Source organism: Paraburkholderia gardini (assembly GCF_907164575.1).
GTDB classification, from domain to species: domain Bacteria; phylum Pseudomonadota; class Gammaproteobacteria; order Burkholderiales; family Burkholderiaceae; genus Paraburkholderia; species Paraburkholderia gardini.
Genome location: NZ_CAJQYY010000019.1, coordinates 53,875 through 76,795, shown reverse-complemented (window position 1 = coordinate 76,795; position 22,921 = coordinate 53,875). Strand labels below are relative to the sequence as shown.

General features: G+C 64.0%; 19 protein-coding genes. 14 read left to right on the top strand and 5 right to left on the bottom strand.

The features are described 5' to 3' along the window. Positions 1–88: 88 nt before the first annotated feature. Positions 89–1,987, top strand: coding sequence for a DUF3857 domain-containing transglutaminase family protein (locus tag LPA34_RS16830; RefSeq protein ID WP_228980131.1), 1,899 nt, complete (start codon positions 89–91; stop codon positions 1,985–1,987). Positions 1,988–2,008: 21 nt separating this feature from the next. On the opposite strand, the gene LPA34_RS16825 is transcribed toward LPA34_RS16830, so the two are convergent. Next, positions 2,009–3,037, bottom strand: coding sequence for a serine/threonine protein kinase (locus tag LPA34_RS16825; protein ID WP_228980239.1), 1,029 nt, complete (start codon positions 3,035–3,037; stop codon positions 2,009–2,011). Between the two features lie 220 nt (positions 3,038–3,257). Beyond that, positions 3,258–3,470: a hypothetical protein gene (locus LPA34_RS16820; protein ID WP_228980129.1), complete on the bottom strand. Its 213-nt coding sequence runs from the start codon at positions 3,468–3,470 to the stop codon at positions 3,258–3,260. 423 nt (positions 3,471–3,893) lie between these two features. On the opposite strand from LPA34_RS16820, the gene LPA34_RS16815 reads away from it, so the two are divergent. The 5 genes from LPA34_RS16815 to LPA34_RS16795 all read left to right on the top strand — a co-directional run bounded on the left by LPA34_RS16815 (position 3,894) and on the right by LPA34_RS16795 (position 11,806). Beyond that, positions 3,894–7,088, top strand: coding sequence for an efflux RND transporter permease subunit (locus tag LPA34_RS16815; RefSeq protein ID WP_228980127.1), 3,195 nt, complete (start codon positions 3,894–3,896; stop codon positions 7,086–7,088). Then, on the top strand, positions 7,088–8,377 hold the full coding sequence (locus LPA34_RS16810; protein ID WP_407672588.1) for an efflux RND transporter periplasmic adaptor subunit: 1,290 nt from the start codon (positions 7,088–7,090) through the stop codon (positions 8,375–8,377). Before LPA34_RS16815 ends, LPA34_RS16810 begins: the two co-directional genes overlap by 1 nt. 71 nt (positions 8,378–8,448) lie before the next feature. Beyond that, positions 8,449–9,909: an efflux transporter outer membrane subunit gene (locus LPA34_RS16805; protein ID WP_411179004.1), complete on the top strand. Its 1,461-nt coding sequence runs from the start codon at positions 8,449–8,451 to the stop codon at positions 9,907–9,909. Between the two features lie 169 nt (positions 9,910–10,078). Then, entirely contained in the window at positions 10,079–11,362 is a 1,284-nt protein-coding gene (locus LPA34_RS16800; RefSeq protein ID WP_458796459.1) for an MFS transporter, read from the top strand. 258 nt (positions 11,363–11,620) lie between these two features. Beyond that, positions 11,621–11,806: a hypothetical protein gene (locus LPA34_RS16795; RefSeq protein ID WP_090534779.1), complete on the top strand. Its 186-nt coding sequence runs from the start codon at positions 11,621–11,623 to the stop codon at positions 11,804–11,806. A 134-nt stretch (positions 11,807–11,940) separates the two neighbouring features. Here the strand turns inward: LPA34_RS16795 and mgrA are convergent, their stop codons facing one another. Further along, positions 11,941–12,984 carry an L-glyceraldehyde 3-phosphate reductase gene (mgrA, locus tag LPA34_RS16790; protein ID WP_228980124.1) on the bottom strand — a complete coding sequence of 348 codons (1,044 nt, stop codon included), beginning with the start codon at positions 12,982–12,984 and terminating at the stop codon, positions 11,941–11,943. Between the two features lie 160 nt (positions 12,985–13,144). Here mgrA and LPA34_RS16785 point away from each other — a divergent pair, with 160 nt between their 5' ends. Next, positions 13,145–13,348, top strand: coding sequence for a DUF3185 family protein (locus tag LPA34_RS16785; protein WP_228980123.1), 204 nt, complete (start codon positions 13,145–13,147; stop codon positions 13,346–13,348). A gap of 82 nt (positions 13,349–13,430) precedes the next feature. Here the strand turns inward: LPA34_RS16785 and LPA34_RS16780 are convergent, their stop codons facing one another. Then, positions 13,431–14,210, bottom strand: coding sequence for a phytanoyl-CoA dioxygenase family protein (locus LPA34_RS16780; protein ID WP_228980122.1), 780 nt, complete (start codon positions 14,208–14,210; stop codon positions 13,431–13,433). Positions 14,211–14,637: 427 nt separating this feature from the next. Between LPA34_RS16780 and LPA34_RS16775 the strand changes: the two genes are divergently transcribed. Then, a complete protein-coding gene (locus LPA34_RS16775; RefSeq protein ID WP_228980120.1) occupies positions 14,638–14,991 on the top strand; it encodes a hypothetical protein in 354 nt (117 codons plus the stop codon). A 150-nt stretch (positions 14,992–15,141) separates the two neighbouring features. On the opposite strand, the gene metK is transcribed toward LPA34_RS16775, so the two are convergent. Next, positions 15,142–16,329, bottom strand: a complete 1,188-nt coding sequence (gene metK / locus LPA34_RS16770) for a methionine adenosyltransferase (protein WP_228980117.1) — start codon at positions 16,327–16,329, stop codon at positions 15,142–15,144. A gap of 277 nt (positions 16,330–16,606) precedes the next feature. Between metK and LPA34_RS16765 the strand changes: the two genes are divergently transcribed. The 6 genes from LPA34_RS16765 (at position 16,607) to LPA34_RS16740 (ending at position 22,742) form a co-directional block, all read left to right on the top strand. Continuing rightward, on the top strand, positions 16,607–17,491 hold the full coding sequence (locus LPA34_RS16765) for a lipid A biosynthesis lauroyl acyltransferase (RefSeq protein ID WP_228980115.1): 885 nt from the start codon (positions 16,607–16,609) through the stop codon (positions 17,489–17,491). 89 nt (positions 17,492–17,580) lie between these two features. Then, the gene (dapF, locus tag LPA34_RS16760; RefSeq protein WP_228980113.1) at positions 17,581–18,447 is read left to right on the top strand and encodes a diaminopimelate epimerase; all 867 of its coding nucleotides are present in this window, start codon (positions 17,581–17,583) and stop codon (positions 18,445–18,447) included. A 70-nt stretch (positions 18,448–18,517) separates the two neighbouring features. Next, positions 18,518–19,237, top strand: coding sequence for a DUF484 family protein (locus LPA34_RS16755; RefSeq protein ID WP_228980111.1), 720 nt, complete (start codon positions 18,518–18,520; stop codon positions 19,235–19,237). A gap of 36 nt (positions 19,238–19,273) precedes the next feature. Beyond that, positions 19,274–20,197 (top strand): tyrosine recombinase XerC, encoded by a 924-nt coding sequence (xerC, locus tag LPA34_RS16750; protein WP_228980108.1) that lies wholly within the window; start codon positions 19,274–19,276, stop codon positions 20,195–20,197. Positions 20,198–20,320: 123 nt separating this feature from the next. Then, on the top strand, positions 20,321–21,523 hold the full coding sequence (locus tag LPA34_RS16745) for a class I SAM-dependent rRNA methyltransferase (protein ID WP_228980105.1): 1,203 nt from the start codon (positions 20,321–20,323) through the stop codon (positions 21,521–21,523). 166 nt (positions 21,524–21,689) lie between these two features. Further along, positions 21,690–22,742 carry a CobW family GTP-binding protein gene (locus LPA34_RS16740; protein WP_228980104.1) on the top strand — a complete coding sequence of 351 codons (1,053 nt, stop codon included), beginning with the start codon at positions 21,690–21,692 and terminating at the stop codon, positions 22,740–22,742. The last annotated feature ends 179 nt before the right edge of the window (positions 22,743–22,921 follow it).

Sequence of the window (22,921 nt, the reverse complement as noted above, 5' to 3'; positions counted from 1 at the left end):
ACCGCTTGACTTTGGCTTCGTCAGACCTTTAAGTACACGAACCCGCCCCTAACCGCTGTCGCTGTTCGTCTGGATGCCTGAACACACCATGCGCTTCCTTCAGCTTGCCTGCATCCTGACGCTCGTCTGGTCGACGGCCGCCCGTGCCGTATACGCCACGCCTTCGGCCCAGCCGGTCGAGCCGTACACGAACGAAGGCGAAACGCAGACGTTCACCGTCAACGCGGACGGCTCCTATACCAAACTCGATTCGATGACGCTACTCGTGAACAACGAAGCCGGCGTCGCGCGGGTTGCGCAGCAGTACATCTGGTTCAACCGCAACATGGCGGACGTCGACATCGTAGAAGCCTGGACGACGGGCGCGGACGGCGTACGGCACGACGTCGGGCCGGAGCAGATACGCGACGTGCAGGAAGCGCGTTCGTTCGATGCCCCGATGTTTCAGGACATCCAGGAAAAGGTGATCGTCTTTCCGGCGGTCGAACCGGGCGCGCGCGTCCATCTGACGTACCGGAAAACGCAGAAGGTGCCGATCGTGCCGGGCCATTTCAGCGACTTCACGCCGCCCGATCTCGCACCGACGCACAATTTCAGGCTCATCTACGATCTGCCCGCCGGCAAGCCGTTATATGCCGACGCGCGCGGCTTCACGACGATCGCGCCGGTCACCGCGCATGGACGCACGCGCTACGAATTCCGCTATGACAAGGCGCATTTCGGGCGGCTCGAATATGGCTCGGTGGCGTACGTGTCGTACGGCGACAGGTTGATGGTGTCGACGTTTCCCGATTACGCGGCGTTCGCGGCGACGTACCGCGCTTCGTCGGTCGATGCGAGCGCGGCCGATCCCGCTGTCGTCACGCTGGCCCGCACGCTCACCGCGAACGACACCACACCGCGCGCGAAGGCGAAGACGCTCTACGACTGGATGCGCCGCAACGTGCGCTACGTCGCGATCAATGTCGGGCGCGGCGCGGTGATTCCGCATCGCGCGAGCGAAATCCTCGCGTACCGCTACGGCGACTGCAAGGACCATGTCGCGCTCTACGGCGCGCTGCTCGACGCCGTCGGCATCCGCAACGAGCCGGCGCTCATCAATAGCGGCACCATCTATTCGCTGCCGACGGTGCCAGGCTACGGCGTCATCAATCACGTGATTTCGTGGCTGCCCGACCTGCAGCTCTACGCCGATTCCACGGCGACGAACGTCGAGTTCGGTTTTCTGCCGTCGACGGACATGAACCGCCCGGCGCTGCTCGTGAACGAAGGCGTGCTCGCACGGACACCTTCGACAGCGACGATGGCACGCCGCACGGATCTGTCGATCGTCGTGATGCCGGACGGCTCGGCGACGTTCGTCTACAGGCTGGAAGCGACGGGCTGGGCGGCTGAACAGGGTCGCACGATGCTGCGCCTGCAAACGCCCGCGCAGCGCGAGGAATCGCTTCAGGGCGAATTGCGCAATGCGAACCTGCGCGGCGCGGCGACGCTCACCACCAGCAACCTCGCCGCGACCGGCGGCCCGCTCGTGCTCACGATGCGCGGCACGCTGGAGAATCTCGTCGTGCCCGGCACGGCGGCATCGATTCCGACGCTCACGAGCCTCGCTGGCGGCTTCGAATCGGACACGCGCTACTGGCTCGGCGAACGCCAGCGCACGCAGCCGTTCGTGTGCCGCAATATCGAACTGCACGAGCACACGCAAATCACGCTGCCGGCGAACTTCCGCGTGCTCGACATGCCCGAGCCGGCGCAGACGCAGGACCGTTTCCTCGATTTCCGCTCGCAGTACACGTTCGATCCGGCGACGCACGTCATCGACGTCACCCGCGACGGCAGCACGCATTTCGACAGCGACGTCTGCTCGCCGGATGAATTCGCGCAGATGCGCCCGGCGATGGAAACTCTCGGACGCGATGTGCGCGCGCAGGTCATCGTGAAATCGACGCTCGATGGCGCGCGCGTCGCGACCAGCTCACCGTGAGCGACCACCGGGCGCCGAAAATCAAACCGGCCAGAGCGGCCCTTCCTGCATCGCGCCGATCTGCTCGCGCAGTTCGAGAATGCGGTCTTCCCAGTAGCGCTGCGTGTTGAACCACGGAAACGCCGCGGGAAACGCGGGGTCGTCCCAACGCCGCGCGAGCCACGCCGAATAGTGAATCAGCCGCAGCGTGCGCAACGCTTCGACGAGATACAGCTCGCGCGGCTCGAATTCGCAGAAGTCTTCATATCCGGCCAGCAGGTCCGTCAATGCGCGCGACGCTGCCGCGCGCTCACCCGGCAGCAGCAGCCACAGATCCTGGATGGCGGGCGCCATCCGGCTGTCGTCGAAGTCGACGAAATGCGGGCCAGCTTCGGTCCATAGCACGTTGCCCGGATGACAGTCGCCATGAACGCGCAGCGAGCGGATATCGCCGGCGCGCTCGAACGCGCGCTCGACGCCTTCCAGCGCCAGATTGGCCACCGTTTCCCAGGCTGTCCGAACGTCATCGGGGACAAAGCGATGCTCCAGCAGGAAATCGCGCGGCTCGTAGCCGAAGCTCTGGATATCGAGCGCCGGGCGCGACCTGTACGGCTCGAGCTGGCCCATCGCGTGAATACGCCCGATAAAACGTCCGAGCCATTCGAGCGTGCCGTCGCGATCGAGATCGGGCGCGCGTCCGCCGCGGCGCTCGAAAATCGCGAGACGGAAGCCGTCGAACGTATGCAGCGAATGGCCGTTATCGACGCGCGCCGGCACCGCGGGAATCTCGCGCGCGGCCAGTTCCGCGACGAACGCGTGCTCTTCGAGAATGGCTTCGTCCGTCCAGCGCCCGGGACGGTAGAACTTCGCGACAACGGGCGGCCCGTCTTCCACACCCACCTGGAAGACGCGGTTTTCGTAGCTGTTGAGCGCGAGCATGCGGCCATCGGTGCGCTGGCCGGCGGGAATCAGGACGCTGTCGATGGCATCGAGCACGCATTCCGGCGTCAGCCGGGCGAAAGGGACAGTGCTGGAAGCGCCGTCCTGGAGATCGGGAGTGTCGTCGTTCATGCCCGCATTGTGCGCCGCGCCGTCCGCGATGACGAGCGACACACGTGACACGCGTGACGCGTCACGCAGGGGCATGCCAGCGCATCACTGGATGTAACGGCGTGTGCATCAAGCCCCCGATGCAGGCAGCAGGCGCGCGGGGCGCCAACGCTTTCCGCGCCCCGGACACAACGTTATCCCGACTGCGCGCTGCGTCGATGCGCTGCGCGCGGCACCGCGTTCAGTGCATCTGCGCGCTGGCGGGGCGAACCTGCTCGCCCGTGTCGATCAGGTCTTCAAGGAAGAAGGGTTCGGTGTTCAGCTGGATCGACGTACCGGGTTCACCGGCGTACCACGCCACCATGGCCATGTCGCCAAGAATGCGCATGACGATGCCGCGTGCGCCCTGGGGCACGGCGATATGCACGGTGCGGACGATAGAACCGACTTGCATGATGTTTCCCCGTTCTCTTTGCCGGCTTGAATGAAGCGCCGGTCGTGTGGCGATAAAAAGCGCCGCGTTGCCAGAAACGTTGCGTGCGCACCTAACCTGCATCGCGCGAACCGCGAAAAAGGCCTTCAAACTCATTGTTCACGTTTTGTACCGCCCGGGAAAGCGAAAAATAAGGGCCCAACACCCCTCAATTCGTACATTCCACTTACGAAATCCCAATCAGCGGTCCCTTGTGTAATGCGTCGTAATGGACCAATCATAAACCTTGGGGAACCCGTATCCGAAAATGACGCATGAGGACTACGATACGCGTTATATTGCTGTCGCGCATGCCGGGCGCGGCCATCGTTCGCGCAACGCAGGCCGTGCACGCGGCGCAGCCAGCCCGGCTTTCAACCGACCAGCCCAGACCCGCGCCGTTCAATGTGGATTGTTCGACTCGCGCTACGGCGCCCGTACACCTTTATCGTCCTCGCCCTGCTGCTGCTGATCGTCGGACCGTTGACGATCATGCGCACGCCGACGGATATCTTCCCGAACATCGACATTCCGGTGCTGTCGGTGATCTGGTCGTACAACGGCCTGCCCGCCGACGAGATGGAAAAGCGCATCGTGCTCAACTACGAGCGCGGGCTTTCGGTGGCGGTGAACGACATCGAGCACGTCGAATCGACCTCGCTGAACGGCATCGCTGTCGTCAAGATCTTCTTCCAGCCACATGCGAATATCGACGAGGCACTCGCGGAAGTCACCGCACTGTCGCAGTCGCAGGTGCGCTCGCTGCCGCCGGGCATCACGCCGCCGTTCATCCTGCGCTACAACGCGTCGACAGTGCCGATCCTGCGCCTCGCGCTGTCGTCGCCGACGCTTACCGAGCAGGAGCTGTTCGACTTCGGCAATAACTTCCTGAAGACGCAGCTCGCGACCATACCCGGCGCGTCGGCGCCGCTGCCGTACGGCGGCAAGCAGCGCCAGATCATGGTGGACATCGATTCGCGCAAGCTCCAGGAGCGCAACCTGTCGCCGATGGACGTGGTGAACGCGATTACCGCGCAAAACCTGATCCTGCCCTCGGGTACCGCGAAAATCGGTTCGACTGAATATTCGGTGACGATGAACGCGAGCCCCGATTCGCTCGCCGGCCTGAACAACATTCCGATCAAGTCCACCGCGAACGGCACCGTTTATATCCGCGATGTCGCGCACGTGCGCGACGGCTTCCAGCCGCAGACGAACATCGTGCGCGTGAACGGCCAGCGCGCATCGCTCCTCACGATCAACAAGAGCGGCAATACGTCGACACTCGAAATCGTCCAGCGCATCAAGGACATGATGCCGACGCTGCGCAATCTCGTGCCCGAGTCGCTCAACATCGATCCTGTCGCTGACCAGTCGCTGTTCGTGCGCGCCTCGGTGCAGGGCGTGCTGCGCGAAGCGCTGATCGCCGCCGGCCTCACCGCCCTGATGATCCTGCTCTTTCTCGGCAACTGGCGCGCGACGCTGATCATCGCCGTGTCGATTCCGCTTTCGATGATCACGTCGATCATCGCGCTGTCCGCGCTCGGCGAAACGATCAACATCATGACGCTCGGCGGGCTCGCGCTCGCGGTCGGGATTCTGGTCGACGACGCGACCGTCGCGATCGAAAACATCAGCCATCAGCTGGAGCAGGGCAAGAATCTCGAGCAGGCGATTCTCGATGGCGCGCATCAGATCGCGATCCCCACGCTGGTGTCGACGCTGGCGATCTGTATCGTGTTCGTGCCGATGTTCCTGTTGACGGGCGTCGCGCATTATCTGTTCGTTCCGCTTGCCGAAGCCGTCGTCTTCGCGATGCTCGCGTCGTACTTCTTTTCGCGCACGCTCGTGCCGACCCTCGCGAAATACCTGCTGCGCAATCACCATCGCAAGGAAGACCTGCACGTAAGCGAAACGACGCACAATCCGTTCATGCGCGCGCATCTCGCGTTCGAGCGCGGCTTCGAGAACGTACGCAACCGCTATCGCGTGTTTCTGGAAGCGCGCGTGGCGAAACCAGGCGTGTTCGTCATTGCGTTTCTGGCGTGCTGCGGCGCGTCGATGCTGCTGATGCCGTTTCTCGGCCGCGACTTCTTCCCGCAGGTCGACGCCGGCACGATCGCGCTCCATCTGCGCGCGAAAACCGGCATGCGGGTCGAGGAAACGGCGGTCGTCACGGATCGCGTCGACAAACGGATTCGTCAGCTGATTCCGCCTGCCGAACTGCATTCGATCATCGACAACATCGGCCTGCCGGTGTCGGGTATCAACCTGTCGTACAGCAACACGGGCACGATCGGCTCGTCCGACGCCGACGTGCTCATCACGCTGAACGCCGATCATCATCCGACCGCCGGTTACGTCCGCCTCCTGCGCCGCACGCTCAGCGACGAATTTCCCGGCGTGCAGTTCGCGTTCCTGCCCGCGGATATCGTGAGCCAGACGCTCAACTTCGGCATGCCGTCGCCGATCGATATCCAGATCGTCGGGCGCGACGTGCAGGGTAACCGTGCGTTCGCCGCGCGCCTGCTCGACCGCCTGCGCACCGTGCCCGGGTTTGCCGACGCCCGAATCCAGCAGCCCTCCGACCTGCCGCGCATTTTCATCGACGTCGATCGCACGCGCGCGCAGCAGGCCGGCTTCACGCAGAAGGACGTGGCGAGCAACCTGCTGATCACGCTATCGGGCAGCCAGCAGACGACGCCGACGTTCTGGCTCAATCCGCTGAACGGCGTCAGCTACAACGTGATCACGGAAGCGCCGCAATACACGATCGATTCGCTGCAGGCGCTCGCGAATATTCCGCTCAACGCGAACGGCAAGAGCAACATCCTCGGCTCGCTGGCGACGATGCACCGCGAAGCGGGCAACGCCGTCATCAACCACTACAACGCGCAAACGACGATCGACATCTACGGCACCGCCGACGGCCGCGATCTCGGCGGCGTCTCCGACGACATTTCGAAGATCATCGCCGACTCGAAAGCAGACATGCCGAAGAGCTCGACGATCAAGCTGCGCGGCCAGGTGCAGACGATGAACGATTCGTTCTCCGGCCTCTTCGCCGGTCTCGTGTTCGCGATCGTGCTGGTGTATCTGCTGATCGTGGTGAACTTCCAGTCGTGGCTCGATCCGTTCATCATCATCACCGCGTTGCCGGGCGCGCTCGCGGGCATCGTGTGGATGCTGTTTCTCACGCACACCACGCTGTCGATTCCCGCGCTCACCGGCGCGATCATGTGTATCGGCATCGCGACGGCCAACTCGATCCTGGTGATCAGCTTCGCCCGCGAACAGCTGCTCGAACACGGCGACGCGACACGCGCCGCCATCGAAGCGGGCTTCACGCGATTCCGTCCTGTGCTGATGACCGCGCTCGCGATGGTGATCGGCATGGTGCCGATGGCGATCGGCCTCGGCGAAGGCGGCGAGCAGAACGCGCCGCTCGGCCGGGCGGTGATCGGCGGTCTCGCGGTCGGCACGCTCGCGACGCTGATTTTCGTGCCGGTGGTGTTCTCGCTGATCTATAGACAGCTCTCGGCGCGACGTCTACGCGCGTCGGAAAACGTGGTTCAAAAACATCCTGATGTGGGGCATTGATGGAAGGCAAAGGTCCGGAGCGTCACGACGACGCGCACCTCCTGAAGGCTAAAGCAACGGCGATGCCGAAGCGCAAGCGCTGGCCCGTCGTGGTGGCGATCGTCGTCGTGCTGGTGCTCGCGGCGCAGGGCATCTGGTCGCGTCGCAGCGCGCACGCCGCGCTCGAACGCGATGCGGTTCACGCGAGCCAGACGAGCGTCCAGGTCGTGCATCCGCAAAAGTCGGATGCGGCGCTCGATCTCGTGCTGCCGGGCAACGTGCAGGCGTTTCTCGACACGCCGATCTACGCGCGCACGAACGGTTATCTGCGCAAGTGGTACGCCGACATCGGCGCGCACGTGAAGGCCGGCCAGCTGCTCGCCGAGATCGACACACCGGAAGTCGACGACCAGTTGCGCGCGGCGCGCGCCGATCTTGCCAATGCGCAGGCAAATTTCGCGTTGTCGAAAACGACCGCCGACCGCTGGACCGACATGCTGAAAAGCAACTCGGTCTCGAAGCAGGAAACCGACGAGAAAGTCGGCGACATGCTCGCGAAGAAAGCGACGCTCGACGCGGCGCGTTTCAACGTCGCGCGGCTCGAAAAGACGCAGTCGTTCCAGAAGGTCTTCGCACCGTTCGACGGCATCGTGACGGCGCGTAACGTCGACGTCGGCGCGCTGATCGATGCAGGCAGCTCGGGCGGTCCGGCGAAAGAGCTGTTCCACGTCGCGCAGGCGGACCGGCTGCGGGTGTACGTCAACGTGCCGCAGGCTTACGCGCAGCAGATCCATGCGCAGCAGAACGCATACCTCACGCTCACGGAAACGCCCGCGAAACACTATCCAGGCAAGGTCGCGCGCACGGCTGGATCCGTCGATGCGACACAGCGAACGATGCTCGTCGAAGTCGATGTCGACAATCACGACGGCGATCTGCTGCCGGGCGCATATGCGCAGGTGCACTTCGCGCTCGGCACGGGCGCCGCGCGGTTCACGCTGCCGGGCAACGCGTTCCTGTTCCGGCCGGATGGCGTGAAAGTCGCCACCGTGACGCCCGACAACCACGTCAAGCTGGTGACCGTTTCCCTCGGGACGGACTTCGGCACGCGCGTGGCCGTTGCATCGGGTTTGCAGGGCGATGAGCAGGTGATCCTCAATCCGCAGGATTCGATCGTCAACGGCGCACCCGTGCGCATCGTCGAGCGGAAGAACGCAGGCGGGCCCAATGGCGCAGGCGGCGCAGCGGGCGCGTCCGCCACGGCGACGGCCAGTGCGCAAGGCGCTTCGTCAGGGCAGGCCGGGCAGTGAACATGCGACTTCATCGTTCGTCTCACCGGCGCGGGCTGCGTCTTTCGCTGGCAGCGATTGCAGCGGCATCGATGCTTGCGGGCTGCGTCGTGGGTCCGGACTACGTCAAACCGACCTCGACCACCGCCGCGACATACAAGGAACTCGAAGGCACCGGCTGGAAGCCCGCGCAACCCGCCGACCTCGGCACGCGCGGCGCGTGGTGGGAAGTCTACGGCGACCCGGCGCTAAACGCGCTCGAAACGCGCGTCGCCACCGAAAACCAGGACGTGCAGGCCGCGCAGGCGCGCTTTCGCGCGGCCCGCGCCACGGTCGCGCAGTTCCGCTCCAGCTTCTTTCCGTCCGTGACCGCATCCGGCGACTATTCGCGCGCGCGTTCGTCGGCCAACGTGCTGCACAAATCGACCGCCGGCCTCACGCTCAACGACTACCTCGTGCAGGCGGATGCATCGTGGGAACCCGATCTGTGGGGTCGCATCTCGCGCAGCGTCGAAGGCGCGAAAGCGGGCGCGCAGGCGAGCGCCGCCGATGCGCAGTCCGCGCTTCTGTCGATGCAGGCCGAACTCGCCACCGACTACTTCGAGCTGCGCGGTATCGATCAGGAGCATCAGCTGCTCGACAACACGATCAAGGCATATCGCGATGCGCTCGACCTGACGCAGCATCGCCGGGCGGGCGGCATCGCCACCGACGCCGATGTCGCGCAGGCGGAAACCCAGCTGCGAACCACCCAGGCGCAGGCGATCGATCTCGACGTGCAGCGCACGCAACTCGAGCACGCGATCGCGATCCTGACGGGCCAGAGTCCGTCGACGTTCTCGCTGCCCGTCGCGCCGCTCGTTGCGGTGCCGGTCGTGGCGCCGGCTGGCGTGCCGTCGGCGCTGCTCGAACGGCGGCCCGACATCGCTTCCGCGGAACGCCAGATGGCCGCGACGAACGCGCAGATCGGCGTTGCGACCGCGGCATTCTTTCCGGACCTGGTGCTGTCCGTCACCGGCGGTCTCGAAGCGACGAACGTCAGCTCGTGGCTGCTGGCGCCCTCGCGCTTCTGGTCGCTCGGGCCGACGCTTGCGGGCACGCTGCTCGACTTCGGCGGACGCGCGGCCGTGAAGGCAGAGGCGCAGGCGCACTACGACGAAAGCGTCGCGAACTATCGTCAGACCGTGCTCAGCGCGTTCGGCGACGTCGAGGACAATCTCGCCGCATTGCGCGTGCTCGAACAGGAAGCGCTCGCGCAGAACGATGCCGTGACGGCTGCGGAGCGCGCGCTCGCGGTGATCTCGGACCGCTACAAAAACGGCGCGATCACCTATCTCGATGTCGTCGTCGCGCAGACCACGGCGCTGTCGAACGAACGCCAGTCGGTCGCCATCGCGCGCCGCCGGATGGCCTCGAGCGTCGCGCTGATCAAGGCGCTCGGCGGCGGCTGGGACGCGTCGCAACTGCCCACCGACGAGCAGATCGTGCATCCCGATGCACCTTCGGGCACATCGACCGGTGCGGTGTCCAGCGCGCCGGCAACGCGCGGATAGCGACGCGCGCGGTACGCGTGGCGAGCGGCGTTGCGTTGCGTTGCATCGAATCCGGTGCGCGGCGCGCGTTTCGCGCAGCCGCGGGAACGCCATCGATTGCCCGCGCCGGCCACCTCTCACGCGTGACCGGCGTATCGTTGAGGTCTTTGCTTTTCCGGGAGACCGCTTCGTGAACGCTTCACAGAAACCTGACCGGCTGCCTGATCCGGCGGTTTCTTCAACTGCTTCGGGTCATGCGCCGGACGACGCTTCCGGCATTCCGTACCTGGAGCGCGGCACGCGCACCTACTGGCGTGCAAGTCTCGCGCTGCTGTTCGCCGGCTACGCGACGTTCTCACTGCTCTATTGCGTGCAGCCGCTCCTGCCCGCGTTCTCGACGGCGTTCGGCGTCAGCCCCGCGCAAAGCAGCTTCTCGCTCTCACTCACGACGGCCACGCTCGCGTTCGCGATTTTCGTCGCGGGCTTTGTGTCGGAAGGCTGGAGCCGTCATCGTCTGATGACGGCGTCGCTCACGGCGTCGTCGGTGCTCACGCTCGCGGCGGCTTTCGCGCCGCAATGGCATCAGCTGCTGGTGCTGCGCGCGCTCGAAGGGCTCGCGCTCGGCGGCGTGCCGGCCGTCGCGATGGCTTATCTCGCCGAGGAAGTGCATCCCGAGGGCCTCGGCCTCGCGATGGGACTGTACGTGGGCGGCACGGCGATCGGCGGCATGGCGGGGCGCGTGATCACGGGCGTCGTCGCGAACCTGTTCGGCTGGCGTGTGTCGATTGCCGTCATCGGCGTGCTCGGCCTGCTGGCGATGCTCGCGTTTCGCACGCTGCTGCCGCCGTCGCGCCATTTCGTGCCTCGTCGCGGGCTGGGTTTTTCGCATCATCGAGCCGCGCTCGCGAAGCATTTCACGACCGCCGGACTGCCGGTCGTGTTCCTGATGGCGTTCGTGCTGATGGGCAGTTTCGTCACGTTGTACAACTACATCGGCTACCGGCTGCTCGCGCCGCCGTACCTGCTGAGCCAGGCCGAAATCAGCTCGATTTTCGTCGTGTATCTCACCGGCGTGGTCGCCTCGCCGTGGTCGGGACGCATGGCCGATACGTTCGGCCGGGCACGCGTGCTGATAGCAAGCCTCGTGCTCATGCTGAGCGGCGTGGCGTTGACGATGCTGCAACCGATCCTGGCGATCGCGGCCGGCATCGCGTGCCTGACGTTCGGCTTTTTCGCCGGACACGCAGTGGCAAGCGGCTGGGTCGGCCGGATGGCGAAAACGGCGAAAGGCCAGGCCGCCGCGCTCTATCTGCTCGCGTATTACCTCGGATCAAGCATCGTGGGTTCGTACGGCGGACACGTGTGGGCGAAGCACGGCTGGAACGGCGTGGTTTCGCTCGTCACGTTGCTGTTGCTGTGCGGCATCGCGGGGGCGTGGTGGCTGCGCGCGCGCGAACGGCAAGGCCTCGCGTAAACCATGATCCGCAGCGCGCATCGAAAGGTCGTTGCAAGGCACCGTCACACTTTTTCGTGACCGCTTCAAACAGGTGCCAGATCGCGTCGGGCCCCACCTGGCGCGGCTCCGGCTATGCGAAACGCGGCGCTGCGGCGCCGCATCACGGCGCTGTCCGTCAAACCGTCGCCTATACTCAAATCACGCGGTTGCTCCGCTTTCATTACAACTACAGCGGGCCTCGCGCAGAAATATGCAGCAACACATAAGGAGACGGGCATGACGACCTATTTCACGATCGGTGATTTCATTCTGGTCATTCCGATGGCGCTAGCCGGCGCGCTCTTTCTTGGCGCGTGCCCGTGTGCAACCGAGTTCAGGCATAACGTGTTGCGCGTGCTGGGCGCGCTACTCGGCGTGGTCGTTGCGGTGTTGCTGGTCGAAGGCCTACCCGCACTGGTCTAGCTACCCGATCACGCGGATCGCCGGGGCAGGCGCTCCGCATACGTGAAGCGCGCGTGAAGCACACGTGAAAAAGCCGCCTTGCGGCGGCTTTCCGGATACACCTGCGCGATCAAACGCGAGGGCCGCGCAGCCGGTCAGACGTGCTGATCGGTCGACGGCTTTTCCCACAGGTTGACGCCGCCTTCGGTCGCGTAACGATCGATTTCAGCCAGTTCTTCCTTCGAAAACTCAAGGTTCTTCAACGCACCGGCATTCTCGCGCACCTGCTCCGGCTTGCTCGCGCCGATCAGTGCCGACGTCACGCGGCCACCGCGCAGCGTCCAGGCAAGCGCCATCTGCGCGAGGCTCTGGCCGCGGCGTTGCGCGATTTCGTTGAGCTTGCGCACGTGCTCCATGTTTTGCGCGCTCAGATGCTCCTGCTTGAGCGAACCGCCACCCGCCTTGTTGACGCGTGCGTCCTGCGGCACGCCGTTCAGATACTTGCCGGTCAGAAGACCTTGCGCGAGCGGCGTGAACGCGATACTGCCGGCGCCGATGCCATCGAGCGTGTCGAGCAGTTCATGCTCGACCCAGCGGTTCAGCATGTTGTACGCCGGCTGGTGGATCAGCAGCGGCACCTTGTATTCGCTGAGCAGCTTCGCCATTTCACGCGTTTTTGCCGGCGAATACGACGAAATGCCGATGTACAGCGCCTTGCCCTGTTGCACCGCAGTAGCGAGCGCACCGGCGGTTTCCTCGAGCGGCGTGTCGGCGTCGAAACGATGCGAATAGAAAATGTCGACGTAATCGAGGCCCATGCGCTGCAGGCTCTGATCGAGACTCGCGAGCACGTACTTGCGCGAGCCGCCGCCCTGACCGTACGGACCCGGCCACATGTCCCAGCCCGCCTTCGACGAGATCAGCAGTTCGTCGCGGTACGGCTTGAAATCGTCCTTGAAATGGCGGCCGAAATTCGTTTCCGCGCTACCGTACGGCGGCCCGTAATTGTTCGCCAGATCGAAGTGCGTGATGCCGAGATCGAACGCGGTGCGCAGGATGTCGCGTTGCGTCGAGAAAGGCGTCGTATCGCCGAAGTTGTGCCACAGGCCGAGCGACAGCGCCGGCAGCTTGAGCCCCGACTTGCCGCAGACGCGGTATTGCATGTCCGAATAGCGTTCTGATGCTGCTTCGTAAGCCATCGCTGGAATTCCCTGATAGAGGCTGAAAAGGCGTGCTGAACTGTGTATGGTAGCCAATCGGGGCGTCGACTGCATCGCCCCACACTGCGGGACGAAGGATGGACGTTGCCACGTCGCTCGCCTAAACTGCGGCGACCATGTTTAACGATGAGGGATTTTCATGACCAGAGCGATCTCGTTTGCGTTGATCGTTGGCGGCGTGGTGCTGCTTTACTTCGGTGGCCAGTCGTTCCACTCGTTCAGCAACGATGTCTCGCGCGTCTTCACGGGCGCACCGACAAACAAGACGATCTTTCTGATCGCAGGCGGCGTGGTCGCGACACTTGCCGGGCTCACCGGTCTCGTCGTGTCGGGCAAGCGCTAGATCCGCGCGCGATGAGCGGCGATTGACGATTGAAACACCGCTCATCGTTTGCGGTTACCGGTTGAAGATCGCCGGTCGAGCTTCAGAACGCGACTTCCGGAATCGACGCCGACCGCGACCCGGGCAGCGGCACATTGCTCGCGCCGTGATACGTGAACACGAGCGAAAATTTCACGTCGTCGCTGATATTCTTGCCGGCGGAATGCAGCGTGTTGCAGTGGAAGAACACGACGTCGCCGGCCTGCAGTTCCGGCGAGATCGCCGTCTGGATCAGCGCCTGATTTTCGGGCAGGTCGGAGCGGAAAAATTTCGCCTGATCGAAGCGCTCCGACGTGAACGGCGCGGTGTGCGACAGCGGCACAAACCAGAGCGCGCCGTTGTCGACCGTTTCGGGTCCGAGCGCGACCCACACCGACACCAGGTCATCCCGCTCGAACGACCAGTACCGCACGTCGCGATGCCAGCCCGTCAGGCTGCCGTACGCGGGGTGCTTCGTCATCATGCAGTTGTGATGCGCGCGCGACAGGCGCGGCTCCTCGCCGAAATACAGTTCCATCCAGCCACGAATTTCCGGCGCGGTCGCCCATTCGCGAAAGAGCGGATCGCGCTGGTAAGCATCGAGCAGGCGCCGCACGGTGTGTCCGCCAGGCGCATGCTTCGATTCGGGCGCGCCCGGATAGCGCAGATCCGCCTCGAATTCGAGCGGCGCGGCGGCCTCCTGCAACTGCCGCTGCGCCACCTGCTTCATCTGCGCGCAGCGCTCTGGCGAAAGCAGGCCGGGCACGACCACGAAGCCGCGTTCGCGCAGCACCTGTACCTGTTCCTTTTTCGAATGAAGCGAAGGATGCGACTGTACTGACATGGAGACATTCCGGTTCGGCTGGCTAATACCGGATTGTAAAACGTACCCGATCCTGCTGCGCGCGCGATCGGCGACCGCGCAAACGGCTACCTTGACGTATCGCACATCCGAGGGGCAGCCCCGCACGAAAAACGGTCACGGGCGCGCGATTGCAGTTCATGGCCCGTGTTTGCAACAGGGTTATGACCTGCATTTTCCGCACTCTCAAGGGGAAAAACCCGACTTCCTGGCGTCATGAATCGCGTGTAGCCTGCATGCATGTTGATTGCCCATCCCGCCTCTGCGGTGCGCGCGCGGCCTGTGACGGCTGCCGCGGCATCGATCCACGCATTTCCCGGTTTCTCCATCGACCCCGCTGGCCTGTTTGGTGCTTCGTTCAACGCACCTGCCATCGCTTGTCCGATGCCCTATTTTTCTGACTGAAACCATGCACACCTTATCGAGCACCAGTCTTACCCGCGCCGCGTTGAAGGCTGCGCGTCCCGCGCGCCGCCACGTCATGCGTGCGTTGCGTCATCATTCAGCGCGTACGCGCGCACTCGCCGGGCAATGGCGCGACGCGAAGCCCGTCGACAGTCTTCGCATGTGGTTTCACTCGTTTTTCGCGGCGCTTCGCGTAAGTAGCGGTTCACATCGTTTCTCGCTGCGCACGCTGCTGCGCAAGCCGACGACCCTGCGCACGCTGAACGCGCGTCCGGCCGCGGTGGTTCGAAGCACGAGCCGTCGCCCGCGTCGCGTGTCGGTCACGAGCACGGGCTGGTTTACGTTTGCGACGCATTGAATCAAAGGCTGTGGCCGGGCGTTGAGCCCGGCTGGCGCAAGGCCAGACCGCCGCAGCACAATTTTCCGGATTTGCAATAAAAAACCCCGCGCGGCGCAGGCCGGCGGGGTTTTTCTGTGTAGAACACAAACTTCGCGTGCAGGACCAGGATCAGGCCAGTGCGGCAACCGGTTCGGTGCCGGCCGCTTCCGCGAGCGCGAGCGCCTTGTCGGCCGATTCCCACGAGAATTCCGGCTCTTCGCGGCCGAAGTGACCGTAAGCAGCGGTTTTCTCGTAGATCGGGCGCAGCAGGTCGAGCATCTGGACGATGCCCTTCGGACGCAGGTCGAAGTGTTCCAGGACCAGACGCGTGATCGTTGCATCCGACACGCGGCCCGTGCCGAACGTGTTGACCATCACCGAAGTCGGCTGCGCCACACCGATGGCGTACGACACCTGAATCAGGCAGCGCGAAGCCAGGCCCGCCGCGACGATGTTCTTCGCGACATAACGGCCGGCATAAGCCGCCGAACGGTCGACCTTCGAAGGATCCTTGCCCGAGAACGCGCCGCCGCCGTGCGGTGCCGCGCCGCCGTACGTGTCGACGATGATCTTGCGGCCGGTCAGGCCGCAGTCGCCTTGCGGGCCGCCGATCACGAACCGGCCAGTCGGGTTCACGAGGAACTTGATGTCGCCCTTGATCAGCTCGGCGGGCAGTGTCGGCTTGATGATTTCCTCGATCACGGCTTCGCGCAGCGTCGACAGTTCGATGTCCGGCGAATGCTGCGTGGACAGCACGACGGTGTCGATGGCATGCGGCTTGCCGTCGACGTAGCGCACCGTGACCTGCGACTTCGCGTCCGGACGCAGCCACGGCAGACGGCCGTCGCGGCGCAGATTGGCCTGGCGTTCGACCAGACGATGCGACAGGTGGATCGGCAGCGGCATCAGTTCCGGCGTTTCGTCGCACGCGTAACCGAACATCAGGCCCTGGTCGCCCGCGCCCTGATCGAGGTTGTTGTCGTGCGCGCGGTCCACGCCCTGGGCGATGTCCGGCGACTGCTTGTCGTACGCGACGAGCACCGCGCAACCGCGGTAGTCGATGCCGTAATCGGTGTTGTCGTAGCCGATGCGCTTGATCGTTTCGCGCGCGACCTGGATGTAGTCGACGTTGGCCGTCGTGGTGATTTCGCCGGCCAGCACGACGAGACCGGTGTTGCACAGCGTTTCCGCTGCAACACGCGAATATTTGTCCTGTGCCAGGATAGCGTCGAGAATCGCGTCCGAAATCTGGTCGGCGACCTTGTCCGGATGACCCTCGGAAACGGATTCGGAGGTGAAGAAGTAATCGTTTGCCACGTTGCAGACTCCTGTTATGTGGTTACGGTTGAGTTTCACGTAGCCAGCTCCGGAGGCCTGAAGCGGCGACGCTTTAGCGGATTTACAAACCGTCGGACGCGCAAACACTGTGTTGGCACCCGTCAGCTTCGCCCCGCAAGTTGTCTATTAACTCGGCGAAGCCCTTATTATAGCGACTTCCTCAGATTGTCACAGAACGACCTCGCGTGATGTATTACGTCCTTTTTTCTGATTTCCTGAAGACGCTTCCGTGCTGCACCCCACACGGGGAAGCCGCATGCTGAGCCGCTATGGGGCCAAATTCGGGATCGCGCTGCTGAAATTATTTGCGCTTCTGCCGTACGGTTTCGTCGCGCGTCTCGGTGACGGCCTCGGCTGGCTGCTGTATCAGATTCCGAGTAACCGCAAACGCATTGTTCATATCAATCTGAAGCTGTGCTTCCCGGAATGGAGCGACGAACGCCGCGCAGACGTCGCGCGGAAGCACTTTCGCCACGCGATCCGCAGTTATCTGGAACGTAGCGTCCAGTGGTTCGGCTCGGCGCGAAAACTGGAAAAGCTGGTGCAGGTGAACAGCGCAATCGATCTGAACGATCCCGATCTGCCGCCTACGCTCTTTCTCGGCCTGCATTTCGTCGGCATCGAGGCAGGCTCGATTTTCCTGAACTATTCGCTGCATCGGACCTGCGGCTCCCTCTATCAGCCGATGTCGAATCCGGAATTCGAAGCCGTGGCAAAGGCCGCGCGCAGCCGGTTCGACGCCGAAATGGCGAGCCGCGCCGACAGCGCGCGCATCGTGCTGCGCTGGCTGCGCGATCGCAAGCCCGTGATGCTCGGCGCCGACATGGATTACGGCATGCGCAATTCGACGTTCGTGCCCTTCTTTGGCGTGCCGGCGTGCACACTGACCGCCGTCGGCCGGCTCGCGAAAGTGGGCCGCGCGCAGGTGGTGCCGTTCATCGGCGAGGTGCTGCCGAACTACAAGGGTTACCGGCTGAACGTATTCAAGCCGTGGGACAACTACCCCACCGGCGACGATGACCTTGATGCACGCCGCATGAACGCGTTTCTCGAGGAGCAGATCCCTAACATGCCGGAGCAGTACTACTGGGTGCACAAGCGTTTCAAGACGCGCCCGCCCGGTGACCCGAGCGTTTACTGAACGCGGCGCATCTGGTGGCACCCTGGCCAGATGACCAATGTCGTAACCGGCACCCACGCGCATACTCGCGCGTCCCTTACAATAGTGGGATGAAACTCAAATTCACCAAAATGCACGGCGCGGGCAATGACTTCGTCGTGCTCGACGGCTACACGCAACCTGTCTCGCTGACGGCGGCACAGGTGCGCGCGCTCGCGGACCGTCATTTCGGCGTCGGTGCCGACCAGTTGCTGCTGGTCGAACGACCCACCGTGGAAGGTGTCGACTTTCGCTATCGCATCTTCAATTGCGACGGCGGCGAGGTCGAGCATTGCGGCAACGGCGCGCGGTGCTTCGTCAAATTCGTGCGCGACGCGCATCTGACCGACAAACACACCGTGCGCGTGCAGGTACAGAACGGCCTTGTCACGCTCACCATGCAGGAGAACGGCGACGTGTCCGTCGATATGGGCGCGCCGGTGTTCGAGCCCGCGCGCGTCCCGTTCGATGCCGGTGGCCTCGAAGGGCGCCGTGAAGGCGGCGACACGCTCTGGCCGCTCGACGTGAACGGCGCCACGCGTGAGATTTCGGTTATATCGATGGGCAATCCGCACGCGGTGCAGATCGTCGGCGACGTCGAGGCGTTTGCCGTCGGCACCGACGGCCCCGCGATCGAAAAGCATCCGCGCTTTCCGCAGAAGGTGAACGCCGGTTTCATGCAGATCGTCACGCGCAACGAAATCAGGCTGCGCGTCCATGAGCGCGGTGCGGGCGAAACGCTCGCGTGCGGCACGGGCGCGTGCGCGGCGGTCGCGGCGGGCATCCGTCGCGGGCTGCTCGATTCGCCCGTCACAGTGCATACCCATGGCGGCGCGCTGACCATTACATGGAACGGCGCCCGGGACGAGGCCGCGCCGCTCATGATGGCGGGCCCGGCCACGACCGTGTTCGAAGGCGAGATCGAGCTGGCCGGCTAGCTGCAAACAAAATCCATCAAGAATCCATCATTAACCACTCCACGCCCCGCGCATCCCTTAAGCCGAAACCATGAACGATCGCGAAGTCGCCGAATACCTGCTTGCCAACCCTGATTTTTTCGCCGAACACGCGGAAATGCTCGCGACCATCCGCCTGGCGAATCCACACGGGAAAGCAGCGGTGTCGCTGCAGGAACGGCAGATGGACATGCTGCGCGACAAGAACAAACACCTTGAACGGCGGCTCGCCGAGCTGCTGCGCTACGGTCACGAAAACGACAGCATCGCGGCCAGATTCAGCCGCTGGACGACGCGCGTGATGTCAGAACGCGATCCGCACGCGCTGCCGCGCACGATCGCCGACGGCCTGCGCGACATCTTTGACGTGCCACAGGCGGCGCTGCGCGTGTGGGACGTCTCCGAGCCGTACGCGCACGCGGAATTCGCGCGCCACGTCGGCGAGGAAGTCCGCATTTTCGCGAATAGTCTGGCCACGCCGTATTGCGGCGCGAACACCGGTTTCGAGGCCGCGCAATGGCTCGCACCCGCGCTCACGGCGGTCCCGGACGAGAACAACGTTCCTGCCGAAGACGCTCCGGCGCAATCCATCGCTTCCATCGCGCTGCTCGCGCTGCGCGACCCGGAAGCCGACGCCGATGCAAGCGCGTTCGGTCTGCTCGTGATGGGCTCGCCGGATACCCGGCGCTTTCACGACGGCATGGCAACCGATTTCCTCACGCAGATCGGCGCGCTCGCCAGCGCGGCGCTGAGCCGCCTGTTGCCGCGCTAAACGCCTGCCCGCGTCCACCCCTCGCACCCAGAGACCGTGAATCCCGCCGATCCCGTCGCCGCTTATCTCTCGAGCCTCGAGCATGAGCGGCGGCTGTCGGAGCACACGCTGCGCGGCTACGCACACGAACTCGACGAACTGAAGAAGCTCGCGAACGGTCGCCCGCTCCAGCAGCTCACCGCCACCGATATTCGCGGCGCGGTCGCGCGGGCGCACGCGGGCGGCCTGTCGGCGCGCTCGATCAGTCATCGTCTTTCGTCGTGGCGCGCGTTCTATCGCTGGCTCGCCGGGCGGATCGATCTGCCGGTGAATCCGGTCGCTACCATCCGTGCGCCAAAGCAGGCGAAAACCCTGCCGAAAGCGCTTTCCGTCGACGACGCGCACACGCTGATGGAAGCGCCCCCCGCGAGCACCGCCGAAGGGCTACGCGATCACGCGATGCTGGAACTGTTCTACTCGTCCGGGCTGCGGCTCTCGGAACTGATCGGGCTGGACATCGCGTTCGCCGACCGCGACGGCTATCGCTCGGCAGGCTGGCTCAAGCTCGACGCGACCGAGGTCGAAGTGCTCGGCAAGGGCAACCGGCGCCGCGTCGTGCCGGTCGGTGCGAAGGCGCTCGATGCGCTGCGCGCCTGGATCGCCGTGCGCGATGAATTCGTGAAACACGATCCGCACCCGCTGTTTCTCTCGTCGCGCGGCAACCGGATGTCGCCGAACGTCGTGCGCGATCGCGTGAAGCGTGCCGCGATGCTCGCGGGCATTCCCGCGAACGTGCATCCGCACGTGCTGCGTCACTCGTTCGCCACGCACGTGCTGCAGTCGAGCGGCGACCTGCGCGCGGTGCAGGAACTGTTGGGGCACGCGAGCATCACCGCCACGCAGGTCTATACGGCGCTCGATTTCCAGCATCTGGCGCGGGTCTACGATCAGGCGCATCCGCGCGCCAAAAAGCGCGACTAGCCGTACTCTTTCCGGCGCCCGAATTGATGCGCGCCGGCCATATCAATGCATCTTCCCGCAGCGCCCAGGGCACAGACGTCCGCCCGGTCGCCCGCACGCAATAGCCCCTCGCAAAGTCAAATCATGATCACCGTCACGCTGAAATCGTCGAAAGAGAAGTCGCTGCTGCGCCGCCATCCGTGGGTCTATGCGAACGCGATCGATCGCGTCGACGGTGAGCCGGCTTCGGGCGCGACCGTCATCGTCCGGGCGCACGACGGCCGGTTTCTGGCGCGCGCGGCGTATAGCGCGCACTCGCAGATCCGCGCGCGCGTCTGGAGCTTCGACGAGGCCGAGCCCGTCGATCACGCGTTCTTCAGGCGCCGCGTGCAGCGCGCGCTCGCACATCGTCAAAAGATGGTGCAGAACACCGGCGCCGTGCGGCTGATTTTCGGGGAGGCGGACGGTTTGCCCGGTCTCGTCGTCGACTACTACATCGCCGACGATGAAACACAGCGCGGCCAGATCGTCTGCCAGTTCATGGCAGCGGGCGTCGAGGCGTGGAAGGAAGCGATCGTCGCGGCGCTGACAGATGCAACGGGTTGTCCGAACGTCTACGAACGCTCCGACGTGTCGATCCGCGAGAAGGAAGGCCTCGAACAGACAACCGGCGTGCTGGCCGGCGACGAACCGCCGGCCACGCTGATCTCGACGGAAAACGGCGTGCGCTATCACGTCGACGTACGCAACGGCCACAAGACGGGTTTCTACGTCGACCAGCGCGACAACCGCGCGCTCGTGCAGCAGTTTGCACAGGGTCGCGACGTGCTCAACTGCTTCTGCTATACCGGCGGCTTTTCGCTCGCCGCGTTAAAGGGCGGCGCACAGCGCGTGGTGTCGATCGATTCGTCCGGCGAGGCGCTCGCGCTTGCGCAGCAGAACGTGACGGCTAACGGTTTCGACGCTGCGCGCGCCACCTGGCTCGATGCCGACGCGTTCAAGACGCTACGCCGTCTTTACGACGAAGGCGAACGTTTCGACCTGATCGTGCTGGATCCGCCCAAATTCGCGCCGTCGCGCGAACATGTGGACCGCGCGGCGCGCGCCTACAAGGACATCAACCTGACCGGGCTGAAACTGCTTCGGCCGGGCGGCCTGCTCTTCACCTATTCGTGCTCCGGCGCGATCGATGCCGAACTGTTCCAGAAAATCGTCTCCAGTGCCGCCTCCGACGCGCGGATCGACGCGCGCATCCTGAAGCGGCTCGGCGCGGGCGTCGACCATCCGCTGCTGACCGCGTTTCCGGAAGGCGAGTATCTGAAAGGCCTGTTGTTGCAAATCGCCTGATCGCCCATAGTTTCGGGATATTTCCCGTGGCCGGATTCCGGCGGGGTGCCGCTGGCCGTGCAGCCGCAAGCGGTGCCTTGACAGATATGTTTCAATAACAGACCGATCGAGTGGCCGCCGGCGCGCGGCCCCGCACCTGATTTCACGTATTTAACAGGCAGACACCATGATTCCCGTTACCATCCTGACCGGCTTTCTCGGCAGCGGCAAAACCACGCTGCTCAAGCGCATCCTGAACGAAAAGCACGGCATGAAGATCGCCGTGATCGAAAACGAGTTCGGCGAAGAGAACATCGATAACGAAATCCTCGTGCAGGACGCGAACGAGCAGATCATCCAGATGAGCAACGGCTGCATCTGCTGCACGATCCGCGGCGACCTCGCGCGCGTGCTCAGCGACCTGGCCGCGAAAAAGCAGGCCGGCGAACTGGATTTCGACCGCGTCGTGATCGAAACCACCGGTCTCGCCAATCCGGGTCCCGTGGCGCAGACGTTCTTTATGGATAACGAGATCGCCGACGAATTCCTGCTCGACGCGATCATCACGCTCGTCGACGCAAAACACGCGGATCACCAGCTCGACGAGCATGAAGTCGTGCAGCGTCAGGTCGGCTTCGCTGACCGCCTGTTCATCACGAAGGCCGATCTCGTCGACGACAAGGCGCTTGGCGACCTGCGTCACCGTCTGCTGCACATGAACCCGAAAGCGGCGATCAGGATCGTCAATTTCGGTGAGGCCGACATCAAGGAAATCTTCGATCTGCGCGGCTTCAACCTGAATGCGAAACTCGAAATCGACCCGGATTTCCTCGCCGAAGACGACCACGACCACGACCACGCACATGATGATCACGATCACGGCAAGTGCGATCACGAAGGTCACGACCACGATCACGCCCATCACCACCACGCGCATCACGACGACAAGATCAAATCGTTCGTCTACCGCAGCGAGCGGCCGTTCGACCCGAACCGCCTCGAAGACTTCCTCGGCGGCATCCTGCAGATCTACGGCGAGCGTCTGCTGCGCTACAAGGGCGTGCTGTACATGAAGGGCGTCGATCGCAAGGTGGTGTTCCAGGGCGTGCATCAGATGATGGGCAGCGATCTCGCGTCCAAATGGCAGCCGGTTGAAAAGAAAAACAGCAAGATGGTGTTTATCGGTATCGAACTGCCGCAAGACCTGATTACTGACGGCCTCGACGCCTGCCTTGCCTGAAGCGGCCGCGCTGCGCGAAAACAGGAAGCGGCCCGAAACCGGTAAATCTGGCCTCGCCAGTGCGGCCGGGCCATTCAAAAATGCGGCATATATGAAAGGCGCGTGAAAACCCTGTTGTGCAAAACCATGAACGACCATCGCTTTTTGGTCGTCAGCGCGTTATATTTTCAGGATATTGG